Here is a 15,626-nt window from a genome sequence, read left to right on the forward strand (position 1 = left end):
GGCAGTCGTCAGGAAGTTGCGACGAGAACCTTCCGAATTCTTCCGGAACCGCGAACGAAGAAATCACGAATCCGGTTTTCCCAACAGGGGCAACCACTTGAGCACGCCCAGCGAGGGTCGCGAGGGTGCTTCGGGGACCGGCATGATGCCGATGTCGGTGCCATCGGACACCGCCAGCGGCACGTATACCGCGGCGCCATCGGGCGCCACGCTGAACCCGTTGGTGGCGGCCGCGGCGCGTGCCTCGAGGCAGCGCGGCGGTTGTGTCTGGTCGAGCCGGCTCAGCTGCACCGAGCATCCGTCATCCTGGCGCAGGTACGCGACCGCGCCATCGCCGCCCAGGGCCCAGGTGCGGAAGCGCCAGCGGGTCGGCACCTCCCCGCTGAGCTCATGGAAACTGCCCGGCGCCAGCGCGGCATCGGCCGACCACAGCCCGCCTTCGGCCAGCCGCGTGAACAACACCCGCTGCGTCGCGCGGTCGTAGCGCACCTGCGACACGCCGGCCACCTGCGCGACCCGCCGCCACTGGCCGCCGCCGCGGTCGAACAGGGACAACGTGGCCGGGCCGTCGCCCTCGCTGCCGATCACGAACACCAGATGCGGGGCGGGGCCATAGACGGCCTGCAGCGGTTCGGCAACCGGCACCGGCAGCCGCTTCCATTGCCCCTGCTCGGGCACGACTTCGTAGATGCCGGGCCGGCCGTCGTCGTCACGGCCGCTGACCAGCACCTGGCGGCTGTCGGGCGACCAGTCCGGTGACTGCCGCGCTTCGGGGCGGAAGCCGTCCACCGGGCGCAGGGAATCGGACTGCCCCAGCCGCGCCCACCACAGCGCGAACGCACCGGAGCGGTTGGAGGTGAACACCAGTTGCTGGCCGTCGGGCGCGATCATCGGCTGGGCATCGCGCCCGGACGACGCGAACAGCCGTTCCTTGCGTCCGGGATCGTCCAGCGGGACCCGGAACAGGCCGAACTGCGGCGCGCGGTGCATGAAGGCGAGCAGCGCGCCCATGCCGGCCACGCTGGGACTCTGCGCGTCATCCACGCCCAGGTCCTTGAGCAGGCCCGAACGCAGGTCCACCTGGTACAACCGCGATTCGCTGTCTATGCGCCGCCCAAACACGATGGCGTGCTCGCCCAGCCAGGCCCAGCCGCGCATCTCCGCGCTGCCGCTGGTGACGCGGCGGGCGTCGCCGCCATTGGCGTCCATCACCCACACCGCGCCCAGCTGCGGGTTGCGGGTGAATCCAAGCTGGCGGCCGTCGGGCGAGTAGCGCGGCGCGTAATCGAAGTCGCCTTCGCCCCGCGCGTAATCCAGCACCGTCCAGCGTCCCGTTGCCAGGTCCAGGGTGCGGATGCCGGGCGCACCGTGGGGGCCGGTCATCGAGCCGAACACCAGCCCGCGCCCATCCGGCGTCCAGCTGAAGCTGAGCATCTCGGCGCCATCGCAGGCGGTGGCGCGGCGCGCACTGCCGCCGGTGGCGCCGACCACCAGCACCTCGCAGCTGCCGCCGGCGGCGAACCGTGCGAACGCGATCTCGCGCCCATCCGGCGACCATGCCGGGAACCGGTCCATGGCACCCGCGGGCGCCTTCACCAGCGTCGCCGAGGTGGTGCTGCCGGTGCTCTGCACCTTGAGCGTCGAACCGCCATCGCTTTCGTCGGCAAAGGCGACCAGCGCGCCATCGGGCGACAACGCCGGGAACGTGCCGAATCCCTGGCTGGCGGTGATCAGGCGGTACGGACGCTGCGGACTGCCGATCACGCCGGTACCGTCGGCCGTGACCGCGTCCGGCGCGCGCGCGGCGACCGGGCGCTGCCACAGCAGCCAGGCCATCGTCAGCGAGCTGCACAACAGCAGCAGGCCCACCACCAGCAGCAGGCGACGCCGTGCGCGGCGCCAGAATCCGGCGGCCCTGGCTGCATCCGGTAGCGCCGCGGCGCCCGCCGCATCTGCCGCATCCACCGGCTGCGCCAGCGCGTCGGCGGCCGGCGAAGACGCTTCTTCCTGTTCCTGCGCCCACGCCACCGGCGCGCGCAGCCGATAGCCGGTCTTGGCGATCGTTTCGATGTACTCCTGTCCCTGCGGGAACGCGCCACCGGCGGACAACGCCTTGCGCAGCTGGGTGACCGCCTGGGTCAGTACGTCGTTGGTCGGCAGGGTGTCGGGCCACACCTGCGCGAACAGTTCATCGCGGGTCACCACATTGCCGGCGCCACGCGCCAGCACCAGCAGCACGCCGATCGCCTTGGGCGTGAGCCGCACGCTGCGACGGGCGCCAGGCGCATGCACCTCGCGCGATGGCAGGACGACCAGGCAGTCGCCGATATGCAGGCGTTCAGGGGGGGAAAGAGCGCTGTTGATGGGTTCCATGCCGGTCAGGGATTGAATCGCTGGAGGGCATCGTCCTGTGCCCGCCCCCTGGTGGTGTTGCCGCCAGTGAACCGCCAAATTCCGCAAATGGCGTCAACGCAAAGAGCAAATGTTTCAAGGCGCGCGGATATTAGCCTATGGCAGTTACCCGTGTACCCATGCGGGACGACACCAGGCTCTCTCTCGCCGACGCAATCCACATAATCCGTTTCAGAATTCGCGCCCCAGGGCGCGATTTTTTTATCTGCCGTTCATTCTTTTGCAAACACCGTAGCACGCTGCAATCACGCAAACCCGCGTGATTGCAGCGTGCGCGGCCAATACGCGCCGCCGCACCGTTGTCACCGGCGCGGGCAATTCAACAAGCTGAAGAAAACATAAAGACAGATTCACGCCACTGCGCCCGTCCGCCGCGTGCGGGCGGGCGCGGCGGCGATCACCGCCGTGCCCGCGCGGGCACCGGCGCATCACTCGGCGCGGTACACCTGCGCACCCTGCGCGCGGAATGCCCTGGACTTCTCCTCCATTCCGGCCGCCAGCGCGCCGGCGGCGTCCAACCCGCGTTCGGCCGCGTAGTCGCGCACGTCCTGGGTGATCTTCATCGAGCAGAAATGCGGGCCGCACATCGAACAGAAGTGGGCGAGCTTGTGCGCCTCCTTCGGCAGCGTCTCATCGTGGAACTCCCTGGCCTTGTCCGGATCCAGGCCAAGGTGGAACTGGTCCTCCCAGCGGAACTCGAAGCGCGCCTTGCTCAGCGCGTTGTCGCGCACCTGCGCACCGGGATGGCCCTTGGCCAGGTCCGCCGCGTGCGCGGCGATCTTGTAGGCCATGATGCCGTCGCGCACGTCCTGGCGATTGGGCAGGCCCAGGTGTTCCTTCGGCGTGACGTAGCAGAGCATCGCGGTGCCGTACCAGCCGATCATCGCCGCGCCGATCGCGCTGGTGATGTGGTCGTAGCCCGGCGCGATGTCGGTGGTCAGCGGCCCGAGCGTGTAGAACGGCGCCTCGCCGCACTCGCGCAGCTGCTTGTCCATGTTCTCCCTGATCAACTGCATCGGCACGTGGCCCGGGCCTTCGATCATGGTCTGCACGTCGTGCTTCCACGCGATCTTCGTCAGCTCGCCCAGCGTCTCCAGTTCGCCGAACTGGGCCGCGTCGTTGGCGTCGGCGATGCAGCCCGGGCGCAGGCCGTCGCCGAGCGAGAAGGCCACGTCATAGGCCTTCATGATCTCGCAAATGTCCTCGAAGTGGGTGTAGAGGAAATTCTCCTTGTGGTGCGCCAGGCACCACTTCGCCATGATCGAACCGCCGCGGGAGACGATCCCGGTCGTGCGCTTCGCGGTCAGCGGCACGTAGCGCAGCAGCACGCCGGCGTGGATGGTGAAGTAGTCGACGCCCTGCTCCGCCTGCTCGATCAGCGTGTCGCGGAAGATTTCCCAGGTCAGCGCCTCGGCGCGGCCGTCGACCTTCTCCAGCGCCTGGTAGATCGGCACGGTGCCGATCGGCACCGGCGAATTGCGGATGATCCATTCGCGGGTTTCGTGGATGTGCTTGCCAGTGGACAGGTCCATCACCGTGTCGGCGCCCCAGCGGATCGCCCAGACCAGCTTCTCCACTTCCTCGGCGATGCCGGAGGACACCGCGCTGTTGCCGATGTTGGCGTTGATCTTGGTGAGGAAGTTGCGGCCGATGATCATCGGCTCGCATTCCGGATGATTGATGTTGCACGGCAGGATCGCGCGACCGCGGGCGATTTCGTCGCGCACGAACTCGGCGGTGATGCGGGGCGGGAGAGCGGCGCCGAAGTGCTCGCCCGGGTGTTGCTTCAGCAGCTGCGCGTCGCGCACCTCGTCCAGCCGCTGGTTCTCGCGGATCGCGACGAACTCCATTTCCGGGGTGACGATGCCACGCCGCGCGTAGTGCATCTGGGTGACGCTGGCACCGGCGCGCGCACGCCGCGGCAAGCTGCGCGCGGGGAAGCGCACCGCCTCCAGCGCCGGGTCGCGCGCGCGGCCACGGCCGAACGTCGAACCCAGCTGGGCCAGGCATTCGCTGTCGCCGCGTTCCTCGATCCATGCGCGGCGCAATGCCGGCAACCCGGCGCACAGGTCGATGCGCGCGTCCGGGTCGGTGTAGGGGCCGGACGTGTCGTAGACCGTGACCGGCGGGTTGTGCTCGCCCCCGAACAGGGTCGGCGTGCGGGTCAGCGCGATCTCGCGCATCGGCACCCGCAGGTCCGGGCGCGAGCCGGGTACGTGGATCCTGCGCGAGCCGGGGATCGGCTGCGTGACCGATCCGGAGAGTTGCTGTGCCTGCTGCTGCAGGGCGGAAAGCGGTGCATTCATCGGGCGTCGTCCTGTTGGAGGCCCACGCGGATGCACGGGCCGGACGAAGCGAAGGCGCGCCGCCACCGGCGCATGGACGCAGCCTGGGCAGGCGTCCACGCACGGCAACATTGCGAAGCTTCCCTACGCCGGTATCAACCGGATCAGGTTCCAAGGGACTGTCTCAACCGTGGCGCCAACGCCGCGGTACCCCCGCTTCGGGCGGCATTAGAACACGAAGCGGCCAGCCGGGTGGAACGCGCGGCCGGCACGCCACCGGCGCGGGCCGCGTGGCGGCGACGCGGCGGGCACTAACGGATTCGTGACGTCGGGTTCAGTAGGATGCGCCGCTGCCGCCGCCAGGCGGCCCCGTGCCGCCATGCCGACCTCCCTCCTTCCGTGTCCGCGGGCAACCGGTTACGCCATGACCGGCGCCGCGGCGACCGGTTCCGCTGCAAGCCCTGGCTCGCTCCCCATCCCCAGATCGGAGAAGCTCCTCCATGGTGTTTCGTGTTTCCATCGCGCTGGTCGCCGCCCTGGTGCTGCTGGCCGGCATCGCCCCCGGCCCCTTCAACGACGTGGTGCAGGCCGTGCTGGTCGACGTCGTGCGCAGCGTCGGCTGGCTGTACCTGCTGATCGTGTTCCTGACGCTGACCTTCCTGCTGTACCTGGCGTTCGGTCGTTTCGGCAACCTGCGCATCGGCGGCGAGGACGCCGAGCCGGACTTCTCGCGCGCCAGCTGGCTGGCGATGCTGTTCGCCACCGGCATGGGCATCGGCCTGGTGTTCTGGGGCGCGGCCGAGCCGATCTCGCATTTCTCCAAGCCGCCCGAGGGGCTGCCGCCGCAGAGCGTGGACGCGGCGCGCGCGGCGATGCGCTACGCCTTCTTCCACTGGGGCCTGCACCCGTGGGCGATCTACGCCCTGATCGGGCTGGCGATGGCATGGTTCCAGTACAACCGCAACGGCCGCGGCCTGATCAGCGACATGCTGCAGCCGCTGATCGGACGCCACCACCGCGGTGCCATCGGCCACGCGGTCAACATCGCCGCGGTGGTGGCCACCGCGATCGGCGTGGCCACCACGCTGGGCTTCGGCACCATCCAGATCGCCGCCGGACTGCAGCGCGTGTTCGGCCTTACCGCCAGCGTGTCGGTGCAGCTGGGCATCATCGCCATCGCCTTCGTGCTGTACATGGCCTCGACCCTGAGCGGCGTGGACCGTGGCATCAAGTGGCTGTCCAACTGCAACCTGTTGCTGGCCGCGCTGCTGCTGGCCGCGGTGCTGGTGCTGGGGCCGACCGGCTTCATCTTCGACACCTTCACCACCACCCTCGGCGCCTACCTCAACCAGCTGGTGACCATGAGCCTGCGCATGTCGCCGTTCTCGGGCAGCACGTGGGTGGCGGACTGGACGATCTTCTACTGGGCCTGGTGGATCGCCTGGGCGCCGTTCGTGGGCGCGTTCATCGCCCGTGTGTCGCGCGGCCGCAGCGTGCGCGAGTTCGTGGTCGGCGTGGTGCTGGCGCCGACGCTGCTTGGTTTCGTGTGGTTCTCGGTGTTCGGCGGCAGTGCGCTGTGGGCGCAGATCAGCGGCCACGCCGACCTGCTGCAGGCGCTGGGCAACGGCTATGAGACGGTGCTGTTCGCGCTGTTCGACAGCCTGCCCGGCGGCTTGCTGCTGTCGGGCATCGCGCTGGTGCTGCTGGTGATCTTCTTCGTCACCTCGGCCGATTCGGCGGTGCTGGTGCTGGCCAGCATGTCCACCGACGAAGCCGGCGATCCGCCGCCGGCGCGCAAGGCGGTATGGGGCGTGGCGGTGGCGCTGATCGCCGCGGCCCTGCTGCTGGCCGGCGGGCTGGACGCGCTGCAGGGCATGATCACCATCGCCGCGTTGCCGTTCGCGCTGCTGATGGTGATGGTGATGGTATGCCTGTACCGCGTGCTGGACCTGGAGTACCAGCTGGAACGGCGCCGCGCGCAGCGCGCGCGGCATGCCGTGCAGGCGTGGATCGAACGCGAGATGGCCGCGCAGGAAGAGGCTGGAGAGCAGAAGTGAGCGGGGCGGCGGAGTGAGTTAAAGCCAAGGAGTGAGTGAACAGGAGTGAGAAAAGGCAACAGCGGCTCCGCGGTTGCCTGCCATCTCCGCATCATTCCGTCATTGCCGCGCTGGCGGGAAGCGCCTTCCAACGAACGCATGCCTGGTAATGACGGTATCCAGGCCTTTTCTCACTCCTCACTCCTCTTCACTCACTCCCGGCCTCATCAATAGCCCGCGGCCTGGCCGTCCTTGCGGCTCTCCGACGCACCGTAGTACACGCCGGTGGCGGGATCGCGCATGATCGCCTGGTAGCCACCGTAGGGGCCGTCGGCGAACACCACGCGATGGCCCTTGCGCATCAACGCGCGGATGGTCTCGTAGGGGAAGCCGGTTTCCAGGTTGACCTCGCCGCCGTCGCGCATCGCCGTGCCCTGCCCGGTCGGTTCGGTCGAGCCCTCGTGCTGGATGCGCGGCGCGTCGCCGGCTTCCTGCAGGTTCATGCCGAAGTCCACCAGGTTCATCACGATCTGCGCGTGGCCCTGCGGCTGCATCGCCCCGCCCATCACCCCGAAACTGGCAAACGGCTTGCCGTCCCTGGTGATGAACGCCGGGATGATGGTCTGGAACGGGCGCTTGCCCGGCGCGTAGCCGTTGGGATGGCCATCCTGCAGCACGAACATCTCACCCCGGTCCTGCAGGATGAAGCCCAGCCCCGGCGGCGCCATGCCACTGCCCATGCCGCGGTAATTGGACTGGATCAGCGAGACCATCATGCCGTCGGCATCGGCCACGGTCATGTAGATGGTGTCGCCCTCCTCCAGTTGCCTGGGCGTGCCCGGCTGCGCCTCCTTCAGCGCCGTATCCATGGAGATCAGCGCGCGCCGCTGCGCCGCGTAGTCCTTGGACACCAGCCGCTGCACCGGCGCCGGCGAGAAAGCCGGGTCGGCATAGAAACGCGCACGGTCGGCGAAGGCCAGCTTCTTGGCCTCGACGAACAGGTGCACGTGCTCGGGCGAGCCGAACGCGATCTTCGTAAAGTCGTAGCCTTCCAGGATGTTGAGGATCTGCAGCGCGGCGATGCCCTGGCTGTTGGGCGGCAGTTCCCACACGTCGTAGCCGCGGTAATTGCTGCTTACCGGTTCGACCCATTCGCCCTGGTGGCCGGCCAGGTCCGCATACGACAGGAAACCGCCGTTGGCCTTGAAATAGGCGTCGATGGTGCGCGCGATGTCGCCCTTGTAGAACGCGTCGCGGCCGCCGTCGGCGATCTTCTGCAGGGTGTCGGCCAGGTTCGGGTTGCGCCACAGCTCGCCCTTGCGCGGGGCGCGGCCATCGACGGTGAACTGTTCCTTGAAGCCGGGGTACGGCGACAGCCGCGGCACCGAACGGTCCCAGTAGTAGGCGATCACCTCGGCCACCGGGTGGCCGTCGCGCGCGTAGCGGATCGCCGGGGCCAGGTTGTCGGCCATGGGCTTGCGCCCGAAGCGCGCGTGCAGCGCGAACCAGCCATCGACCGCGCCCGGCACCGACACCGGCAGCGGCCCGGTGGCGGGAATCTCCTTCAGCCCGCGGCGCTGCAATTCGGCCAGGGTCAGCGACTTCGGCGAGCGGCCCGAGCCGTTGTAGCCATACAGCTTCTGCGTCTTCGGGTCCCAGACGATGGCGAACAGGTCGCCGCCGATGCCGTTGCCGGTCGGCTCCATCAGCCCGAGCGCGGCGTTGGCGGCGATCGCCGCATCCACCGCCGAACCGCCGGACTTCATCACGTCCAGCGCGATCTGCGTGGCCAGCGGCTGCGAGGTCGCGGCCATCGCGTGCGGCGCGATCACCTCCGAGCGGGTGGCGAAGCCCGGCCCGGTGATGCGGTCGGCGGCATGCAGGGCAGGAACGGCGAGGCAGGACAACAGCAGCAGCGGCAGGCGTTTCATCGGCGGGACCGGCAACGGGACGAAGCCCGACGATAACCGCCGCAGCGGTGCCCGCGCATGTGCCGCCATCCAGGCCGCCATGTGCCGCGCGCCCAGCGCGCCGCGCGGCGCGGGCGGCACGCTCTTACGTTCCTCTTACGTCCGTGCTCTATCACGTTGCCCCGAAACAACACACGCCCGCCGGAACGTCCGTTCCCGGTGGGCAGCGCAGGTTTCCATCAAAGGGGCAATCCAATGCAAATGTCTTCCCAGCGCCGCCAGGGCGGCTTCACCCTTGTCGAGATGGCCGTGGTGCTGGTCATCATCGGCGTGATCATCGGTGCGGTGATGATCGGCCGCGACGTGCAGCGCAACGCCGAGTACACCCGCATCAAGCAGAAGTTCGTCGACCAGTGGGTGGTCACCTACAACAGCTACCACCAGCGCTACGGCGCGCCGATCGGCGACAACCAGTCCGCCCCGCAGCTGATGGTCAACGGCACCCACTTCACCGGCTTCTCCGGTGGCGACATGAGCCAGAACGCCACCGAGCCGGCGCTGATCTGCTCCGGCACCGATGCGCTGCCGACCAGCAACGGCCTGACCCGTACCCGCGAAGGCGACACCGGCTTCGACCTGCGCGACCTGGTGCGCAAGGCCGGCATCACCCTGCCGCCGGGCCGCGGCGAGGGCAAGGAAGACCGCTACGCCTACCTGGACACCAACGGCAACCCGCAGGAAATCCGCGTGTGCTTCGGCTGGAACCGGCCCGGCACGCTGTGGGGCTCGGGCAACGCGATGATCATCACCGGGCTGACCCCGGACCTGGCGCGCGCGCTGGACCAGATGATCGACGGCAAGCCCGACGCCAGCAACGGCGCCTTCCGCCAGGTCGGCATCCAGGCCCGTACCGCCACCGCCTCCGGCGGCGCGACCTCGGCCAACGCCATCGGCACCGAATGGGGCGGCAACAACACCGGTTCGATGTCCGCGGCCGTCACCGACGGCCAGACCTTCGGCACCGGCACCGACGACGACCAGGTCATGACCGTCGTCGCCAGCTACAAGATGAACCAGTAAGCCGATGCGCCGGCCCTCCCTGCTCGCACGCCTGCGTCAATCGCGCCGCACCTCGCTGTTGCTGTTCGCCGCCACCCTGGCTTCACTGGTGGTGGCGGCGGTGTGGTTCATCAAGGAACGCTCGGCCCTGGCCGATGCCTACCAGCGCCTGGGCGACCGCAACCAGTTGCTGTCCGAGGCCAAGGTGCGCGAGCAGGAGACGCGGCTGCGCGTGGAGCACGCCAATTCCGCGCGCCAGCTGCTGGCCAGCGCCCAGGCCAACGGGCTGCTGCCCGGCGCCTGGGGCGAACGCCTGATCAACCTGCGCCAGAGCCAGATGCACCGCGAGGAAGCGCTGCCGCTGCTGGCCACCGTGCAGCGTTCGCCGGACCACCTGTTCGGCGCCGAATCCTTCGAGATCGCCGTCACCCATCCGGACGAGGGGCTGTTCGACCCGCCCGGCAGCGTCGACCGCCGGCCCGCGCCGCTGTCGCTGACCCTGCGCGGCAGCCTGCTGTTCCAGACCGCCGACGACACCGGCACCCACGGGAATCCCCTGCCATGAGCCTGCTCCACGTCATCCAGCAACAGGGCCACTGGCTGCTGTTCGACGGTGCCACCGTGACCCGCAGCGACAGCCGCCCGCGGTTGGCCGGTGCGGCCGTGGTGGTCAGCGATTTCGAGAATGCGGTCAGCAACGTCATCTCGCTCGAAGGCAGCCCCGCGCACGCGGTCGCGCTGATCGAACGGCGCCTGCGTTCGGACGGCATGATCGACGGCGAAAGCAAGATCCTGATCCACCGCACGCGCAGCATCGGCGCCGGCTACCAGACCCTGTTCACCGCGGTTCCGCTGGACCTGTGGCAGCAGACCTACGCCTGGGCGGAGGCGCAGCCGGACCATTGCCTGCTGATCCCGTTCACCTCGCTGCTGTTCAAGTCGCTGCGGCCGGGCCTCGGCCTGGTGCTGCAGTCCGGCCGCCAGGTCAGCGTGCTGGCGGTGCTCAAGCACGACATGATCTACCGCACCGCGCTGGCCTACAGCGAGGATCCGTCGGACATGGCGATGACCGTCGGCGCGCTCGCCGAACAATTCGCCGAGGACCTGGGCAGCGGCGAGGACAGCCTCGAGCCATTGGCCCTGCACTGGTGCCCGGTGCTGGTGCCGCGCCCGGATGCGGGGCAGCCGTGGAGCGACGATGCGCTGCGCGAGGTGTTTGCCGTGCGCAGCGGCCTGCGGGTGGACAGCGTGCCGCTGCGGGTGGTGCGTGACGAGCAGGGCAACGAGTACCGCAGCGGCATCGGCTGGATCCAGTCCCAGGCCCGGCCCGGGATCGCCATCAATCCGCTGGCCAGCCGCCTGGCGTGGAGCGCCGAGTCGCTGTTGCCGGTGGCCAGTGCCGCGTCGCTGGTGTTCGCGCTGATCCTTGCCGCCCTGGGCGCCCGCTGGGCGCTGACCGGCAGCGAGGCCAGCGCACGCGCCGACGAAGTGGGCAGCGAGATCGAAGCGATCGAGCAGCGGATCGCGGCGATGCAGGCGCAGCAGGCCATGCCCGAAGGCTTCGCCGGCGTGCAGGCCTTCATCGAACGCGCCACGCGCCTGCACGACGGCGCCGACCCCAGCGCCAGCCTGGCCCAGGTGCGGGATGCCGCCGCCGGGCAGGTACGCATCCTGCGGGTGAAGCTGGAAGAGCCGCCAGTCGCACCGCGTAATCCCGGCATGCCCGCCGCACCCACCCCGCCGCCGGGCGACTACACGCTGCGCGTGGACGGCGTGGCCGACCCGTGGCGCGGTACCCCGGGCATGCAGGTACCGGCCTTCGTCGAGGGCCTGCGCCGGGCCGGCTTCGATCCACAGCCGGTCGATCCGCAGGGCGGTGGCATGAACACCCGTTCGGCCGGCGGCTTCTTCTCCTATCTGCTCAAGCGCCCGCCGGCTGCGGCGGCAGAGGTCCGTCCATGAAGATCAAGTTCATCGCCGCCATCGCGCTCGTGGTGTGGCTGGCGGTCACCGGCTGGCTGGCGACGATGGTCGTGGTCAAGCCCGCGGTGCTGCAACTGGGCAACGACGCCGACGAAACCGCCGCCATGGTGGAGCTGCGCAGCGCCATCGCCCACAACCAGAAGATGCAGGCGCAGGTCGAACGGCTGCGCCGCAGCGTACCCATCGGAGATGGCCAGCCGCTGCTGGCGTTGCCGCTGGCCACCCCGCCCGCCAGCGAAGGCGGCCCGTCGTCCGCCCTCGCTGGCGGCGCGGAAACCCAGGCCGCGCACAGCGTCTCGCTGGTGCTGGTGGCCAATGGCCGGCACAGCGCGGTGGTCGACGGGCAGCGCGTACAGCGCGGCTCGCGCCTGGCCAGCGGTGCGCGCGTGGATGCCATTGGCCCGGACTGGGTACGCATCCGCAACGCGGCCGGCGAACTGGCCACGCTGCCGGTGCCCTCGCCGTACACCCACGCCGCGGGGGAACAGCGATGAACCCGCGCTACAGGAAGCCCCTGCTGTGGGGCACCGGCCTGATCGCCGGCGGTGCCCTGGCGATACTGGCGGTGCGGCATTCCGGCGATGCGGGCGCGCCCGCCGCCCCGCCGGCGGCCGCGGCGCAGGCCCAAGCCGCCGCCGAACCGCAGGCCACGCCCGCGGGTACGGACACGCCACCGTGGCTGCAGGCCGACGCCCCGGCCGGCGGCAGCGCCACGCAGCGCGCGGTGGTCGCGGCGCCGCCCCCGGCAGCGGCCACGGCAACGGACATCGGCCGCTCGCTGGCCGACATCCGCCTGAAGTCCGGCAACAACATGCGCATGGCCGACGACCTGCTGGCCCAGCTCGACCAGCTCGAGAAATCCGGCAAGGCGCCTGCCGACGTGCGCCTGGACGCACTGCGCAACAACCTGCTGATCGCCAAGCGCGCGCAGGCGCTGGCGGTGGAACTGGCCGAGTCCACGCAGAAGCCGGACAGCCCGGCACAGCGCCAGCGCAACGCCGCCATCCTGGCCGAACTGCAGCAGCTGCAGGGCCAGCTGCGCTACGACGTGGCGCCGGCCAACCTGCCCGCGGCACCGGGCCGGGCGCAGTGACATGCGGCCACGCCACCACCCCGCACGGCTCGGCCCCGGCACCCGCAGCGGCTTTTCGCTGGTGGAGCTGGCCGTGGTCGTCGGCGTGCTCGGGCTGCTGACCATGACCGCACTGTCCGCCTTCGACAACCTCGGCCAGGCACGCCGCCACAATGCCGCCCGCGCCCATGCCGAGACCGCGCGGCAGGCGCTGCATGCGTTCGCGCTGCGCAACAAGCGCCTGCCGTGCCCCGACCTGTCGGGCACCGGCGACAGTGGCTTCGAGGGCAGCAACGGCGCCTGCAGCGCCACCGGCAACGTCGGCTGGCTGCCCTATGCCAGCCTCGGCCTGGAGCTGCCGGTACGCGGCGAGCGCCTGCGCTACGGCGTATACCGCGGCACCGCCAACACCGACCTGGTCGCCCCGGCGCGCGAATCGGCCGACCAGCCGGACCTGGAGTACATCGGCGGCTTCGGTTCGGCGCTGTCGCGCATCGTCGCCAACACCACCACCGCGCCGCAGGCCAGCCAGCCGCACTACATCAGTGGCGGCACCCCCACGCAGTGCGGCAGCGGTGGCACCGGCACGCGCATGGTCAACCCCGCGTTCGTGCTGGTGGCCCCGGTCGCCGCGCGCGACGGCGGCGGCGGCGACGGCGGCTTCGATGGCGCCAACAACCGCGCCTTTGCCCAGGGCAACGGTACCTGCGTCACCCCGCCCGACTACCCCGGCGACGAGCGCTACGACGATCTCGTCGTCGCCGAAAGCGCCACCGCCCTGCTTGGCTGGCTGATGGCCAACACGCGCTGACCGCCGATGCCCTTCCCTCTGCCTCCCACCGCATCCTTCCAAGGTACAGAACCGATGAATCCCAACGCCCGCACCGCCCGCGTCCCACACCGCCCCACGGTCAGAACGCTCGTCAGCGCGATCGGCGCGTTGACCCTGGCCGCCTGCAGCAACATGCCGCCGCGCAGCGTGCAGGAACTGCCGCCGACCGAGTACAAGGCGCTGGAGCGCAGCGGCACGGCCATCGTCGAGGAATCGAAGAAGCTGGCCGCCCAGCAGGACCGCATGCGCGAACAGGTCGAGCAGCGCATGCAACAGCAGGCCGAGGCCGCCGCGCCGGTGGCGCCGGCCTACGACCCGCTGGAAAACACCGTGGTCAGCATCAGCATGTTCAACGCCGACGTCGGCCAGCTGCTGTGGGCGCTGGCCGACGAGCTGAAGATGAACCTGATCGTCGACCCGCAGGTGCTGGAACAGCGCCAGCGCACCAGCCTGCACCTGCGCAACGTCAGCGCGCGCGAGGTCTACAACCACATCCTGGGCGCGTTCGACCTGCACGGCGAGATCCGCGGCGGCGCGCTGGTGGTCGGGCAGATGCGCGAACGCATCTTCAACGTGGACCTGCTGAACGCCAGCACGTCCTTCGACCTGTCCACCGGCGGCGACGTGTTCGGCGCCGGCATCCAGAGCGCCGGCGGCGGCGGCCAGTCGCTGCGCGGCACGCTCACCATGAGCGGCAGCGTCGGCAAGGAAAGCGACCCCTACAAGCAACTGGATGCCGCGCTCAAGGTGATCCTGGGCAGCGACGAGCAGGCCGCCACCGCGCGTGGCCCGGACGCGCCGCCGGCGCCGGAGAAGAGCCGTTACAGCCTGGACCCCAGCTCCGGCACGCTATTCGTGCGCGCCCGCCCGTCGCAGATCCGCGCGGTGGAGGAGCTGGTCGGCCACACCACGACCAAGATGCGCCGCCAGGTGCTGGTGGAGGCGCAGATCCTGGACGTCTCGCTCAACGACAACTTCCAGTACGGCGTGGACTGGAACCTGCTGCGCAACCGCGTGGCCGGCATCTACGGCGACAGCCCGGCCACCATCGCACCGCTGCCCGGCACCCCCGCCAATCCCGATCTCGGCATCCCGGAAAATCCCAACCTGCTGCCCTACCAGCGCTATGGCCGCTATGGCGACCAGGCGCGCAACATCATCTTCCCCAACCAGACGCTGGGCTCGGTGGCCGGGCGCGGGCTGGGCATCAGCTACCTGACGGACACGTTCTCGGCCGCGCTCAACGCGCTGCGCACCTTCGGCAACGTCAAGGTGCTGTCCAACCCCAGCGTACGCGTGCGCAACGGCAGCCCGGCCTACCTGAGCGTGGGCTCCAACATCCGCTACGTCACCAAATCCACCAGCAATTTCTCCAACACCGGCGGTGGCACCGCGTACAACCAGTCCACCGACATCCAGACCGATTCGCTGTTCTCCGGGGTGGTGATCGGCGTGGCGCCGATCGTGCACGACAACGGTGGCGTCGAACTGCTGGTGCACCCGATGCAGACCGAAGTGGTGCCCGGCAGCCTGGAGCTGCAGAAGTTCCCCAACGGCAACGCGGTCACCCTGCCGGTGGTCAACGTCAAGGGCATCACCACCACGCTCAACCTGCGCGATGGCGACACCGTGCTGCTCGGCGGGCTGATCGACCAGAAGGCCAACCTAAACGACAGCGGCATCCCCGGCCTGTCCGACGTGCCGGCGTTCGGCAAGCTGTTCGGTTCGCGCGCCAAGCAACAGAGCACACGCGAGCTGGTGCTGGTGCTGCGGGTGAAGGTGATATGAGCCTGATCCACGACGCGCTGCGGGAACACGACGCGCCGGCGCTGCCGGTGCGGCCGGCGCCGCGCGCGTCCTGGTGGGCACGGCAGGCGCCGTCCGCCCGCGGTCCCCTGTTGTTCGCGGCAGCCGGCCTGGGCGGCTTCGTGCTGGCCGGCGCGGTGCTGCTGGGCGTGGGCGCGCGCGGCACCGCCGCGCCGTCGGCAGTCGCCGGCAGCGGCGCCCCCCCGGCCCGCGCGGGCGCGGGGGCCGCTC

At 69.9% G+C, this 15,626-nt stretch carries 12 protein-coding genes and 1 riboswitch; of the genes, 9 read left to right on the plus strand and 3 right to left on the minus strand.

All coding sequences use genetic code 11. The features are described from left to right. Positions 1–63 precede the first annotated feature (63 nt). Both MKP15_RS07620 and thiC read right to left on the minus strand, forming a co-directional pair. Positions 64–2,373 carry a winged helix-turn-helix domain-containing protein gene (locus tag MKP15_RS07620; protein ID WP_240212291.1) on the minus strand — a complete coding sequence of 770 codons (2,310 nt, stop codon included), beginning with the start codon at positions 2,371–2,373 and terminating at the stop codon, positions 64–66. Positions 2,374–2,840: 467 nt separating this feature from the next. Further along, a complete protein-coding gene (gene thiC / locus MKP15_RS07625; protein WP_240212292.1) occupies positions 2,841–4,718 on the minus strand; it encodes a phosphomethylpyrimidine synthase ThiC in 1,878 nt (625 codons plus the stop codon). A gap of 102 nt (positions 4,719–4,820) precedes the next feature. After that, positions 4,821–4,922, minus strand: a riboswitch (TPP riboswitch). Between the two features lie 275 nt (positions 4,923–5,197). On the opposite strand from thiC, the gene MKP15_RS07630 reads away from it, so the two are divergent. Further along, positions 5,198–6,754 carry a BCCT family transporter gene (locus MKP15_RS07630; protein WP_161615493.1) on the plus strand — a complete coding sequence of 519 codons (1,557 nt, stop codon included), beginning with the start codon at positions 5,198–5,200 and terminating at the stop codon, positions 6,752–6,754. A gap of 206 nt (positions 6,755–6,960) precedes the next feature. Here MKP15_RS07630 and ggt read toward each other — a convergent pair whose 3' ends face one another. After that, positions 6,961–8,664: a gamma-glutamyltransferase gene (ggt, locus tag MKP15_RS07635; RefSeq protein WP_240212293.1), complete on the minus strand. Its 1,704-nt coding sequence runs from the start codon at positions 8,662–8,664 to the stop codon at positions 6,961–6,963. Between the two features lie 234 nt (positions 8,665–8,898). Here ggt and MKP15_RS16980 point away from each other — a divergent pair, with 234 nt between their 5' ends. The 8 genes from MKP15_RS16980 to MKP15_RS07675 all read left to right on the plus strand — a co-directional run. Continuing rightward, on the plus strand, positions 8,899–9,723 hold the full coding sequence (locus tag MKP15_RS16980; protein ID WP_104939511.1) for a prepilin-type N-terminal cleavage/methylation domain-containing protein: 825 nt from the start codon (positions 8,899–8,901) through the stop codon (positions 9,721–9,723). 4 nt (positions 9,724–9,727) lie between these two features. Further along, positions 9,728–10,267 carry a hypothetical protein gene (locus MKP15_RS07645; protein ID WP_240212294.1) on the plus strand — a complete coding sequence of 180 codons (540 nt, stop codon included), beginning with the start codon at positions 9,728–9,730 and terminating at the stop codon, positions 10,265–10,267. Next, positions 10,264–11,664 (plus strand): hypothetical protein, encoded by a 1,401-nt coding sequence (locus MKP15_RS07650; protein ID WP_240212295.1) that lies wholly within the window; start codon positions 10,264–10,266, stop codon positions 11,662–11,664. The genes MKP15_RS07645 and MKP15_RS07650 overlap by 4 nt, the downstream gene beginning before the upstream one ends. Further along, positions 11,661–12,179, plus strand: coding sequence for a hypothetical protein (locus MKP15_RS07655; RefSeq protein WP_240212296.1), 519 nt, complete (start codon positions 11,661–11,663; stop codon positions 12,177–12,179). The genes MKP15_RS07650 and MKP15_RS07655 overlap by 4 nt, the downstream gene beginning before the upstream one ends. Next, complete coding sequence (locus MKP15_RS07660; protein WP_240212297.1) at positions 12,176–12,778, plus strand: hypothetical protein; 603 nt, start codon at positions 12,176–12,178, stop codon at positions 12,776–12,778. Before MKP15_RS07655 ends, MKP15_RS07660 begins: the two co-directional genes overlap by 4 nt. A 1-nt stretch (position 12,779) precedes the next feature. Further along, positions 12,780–13,568, plus strand: coding sequence for a type II secretion system protein (locus MKP15_RS07665; protein ID WP_240212298.1), 789 nt, complete (start codon positions 12,780–12,782; stop codon positions 13,566–13,568). Positions 13,569–13,622: 54 nt separating this feature from the next. After that, positions 13,623–15,377 carry a pilus (MSHA type) biogenesis protein MshL gene (mshL, locus tag MKP15_RS07670; protein ID WP_240212299.1) on the plus strand — a complete coding sequence of 585 codons (1,755 nt, stop codon included), beginning with the start codon at positions 13,623–13,625 and terminating at the stop codon, positions 15,375–15,377. Continuing rightward, positions 15,374–15,626 (plus strand): hypothetical protein (locus MKP15_RS07675; protein ID WP_240212300.1); only part of this gene is annotated, 253 nt, incomplete at its 3' end. The genes mshL and MKP15_RS07675, both read left to right, overlap by 4 nt.

The organism is Stenotrophomonas sp. Y6, from assembly GCF_022436665.1.
Taxonomy (GTDB): domain Bacteria; phylum Pseudomonadota; class Gammaproteobacteria; order Xanthomonadales; family Xanthomonadaceae; genus Stenotrophomonas; species Stenotrophomonas acidaminiphila_A.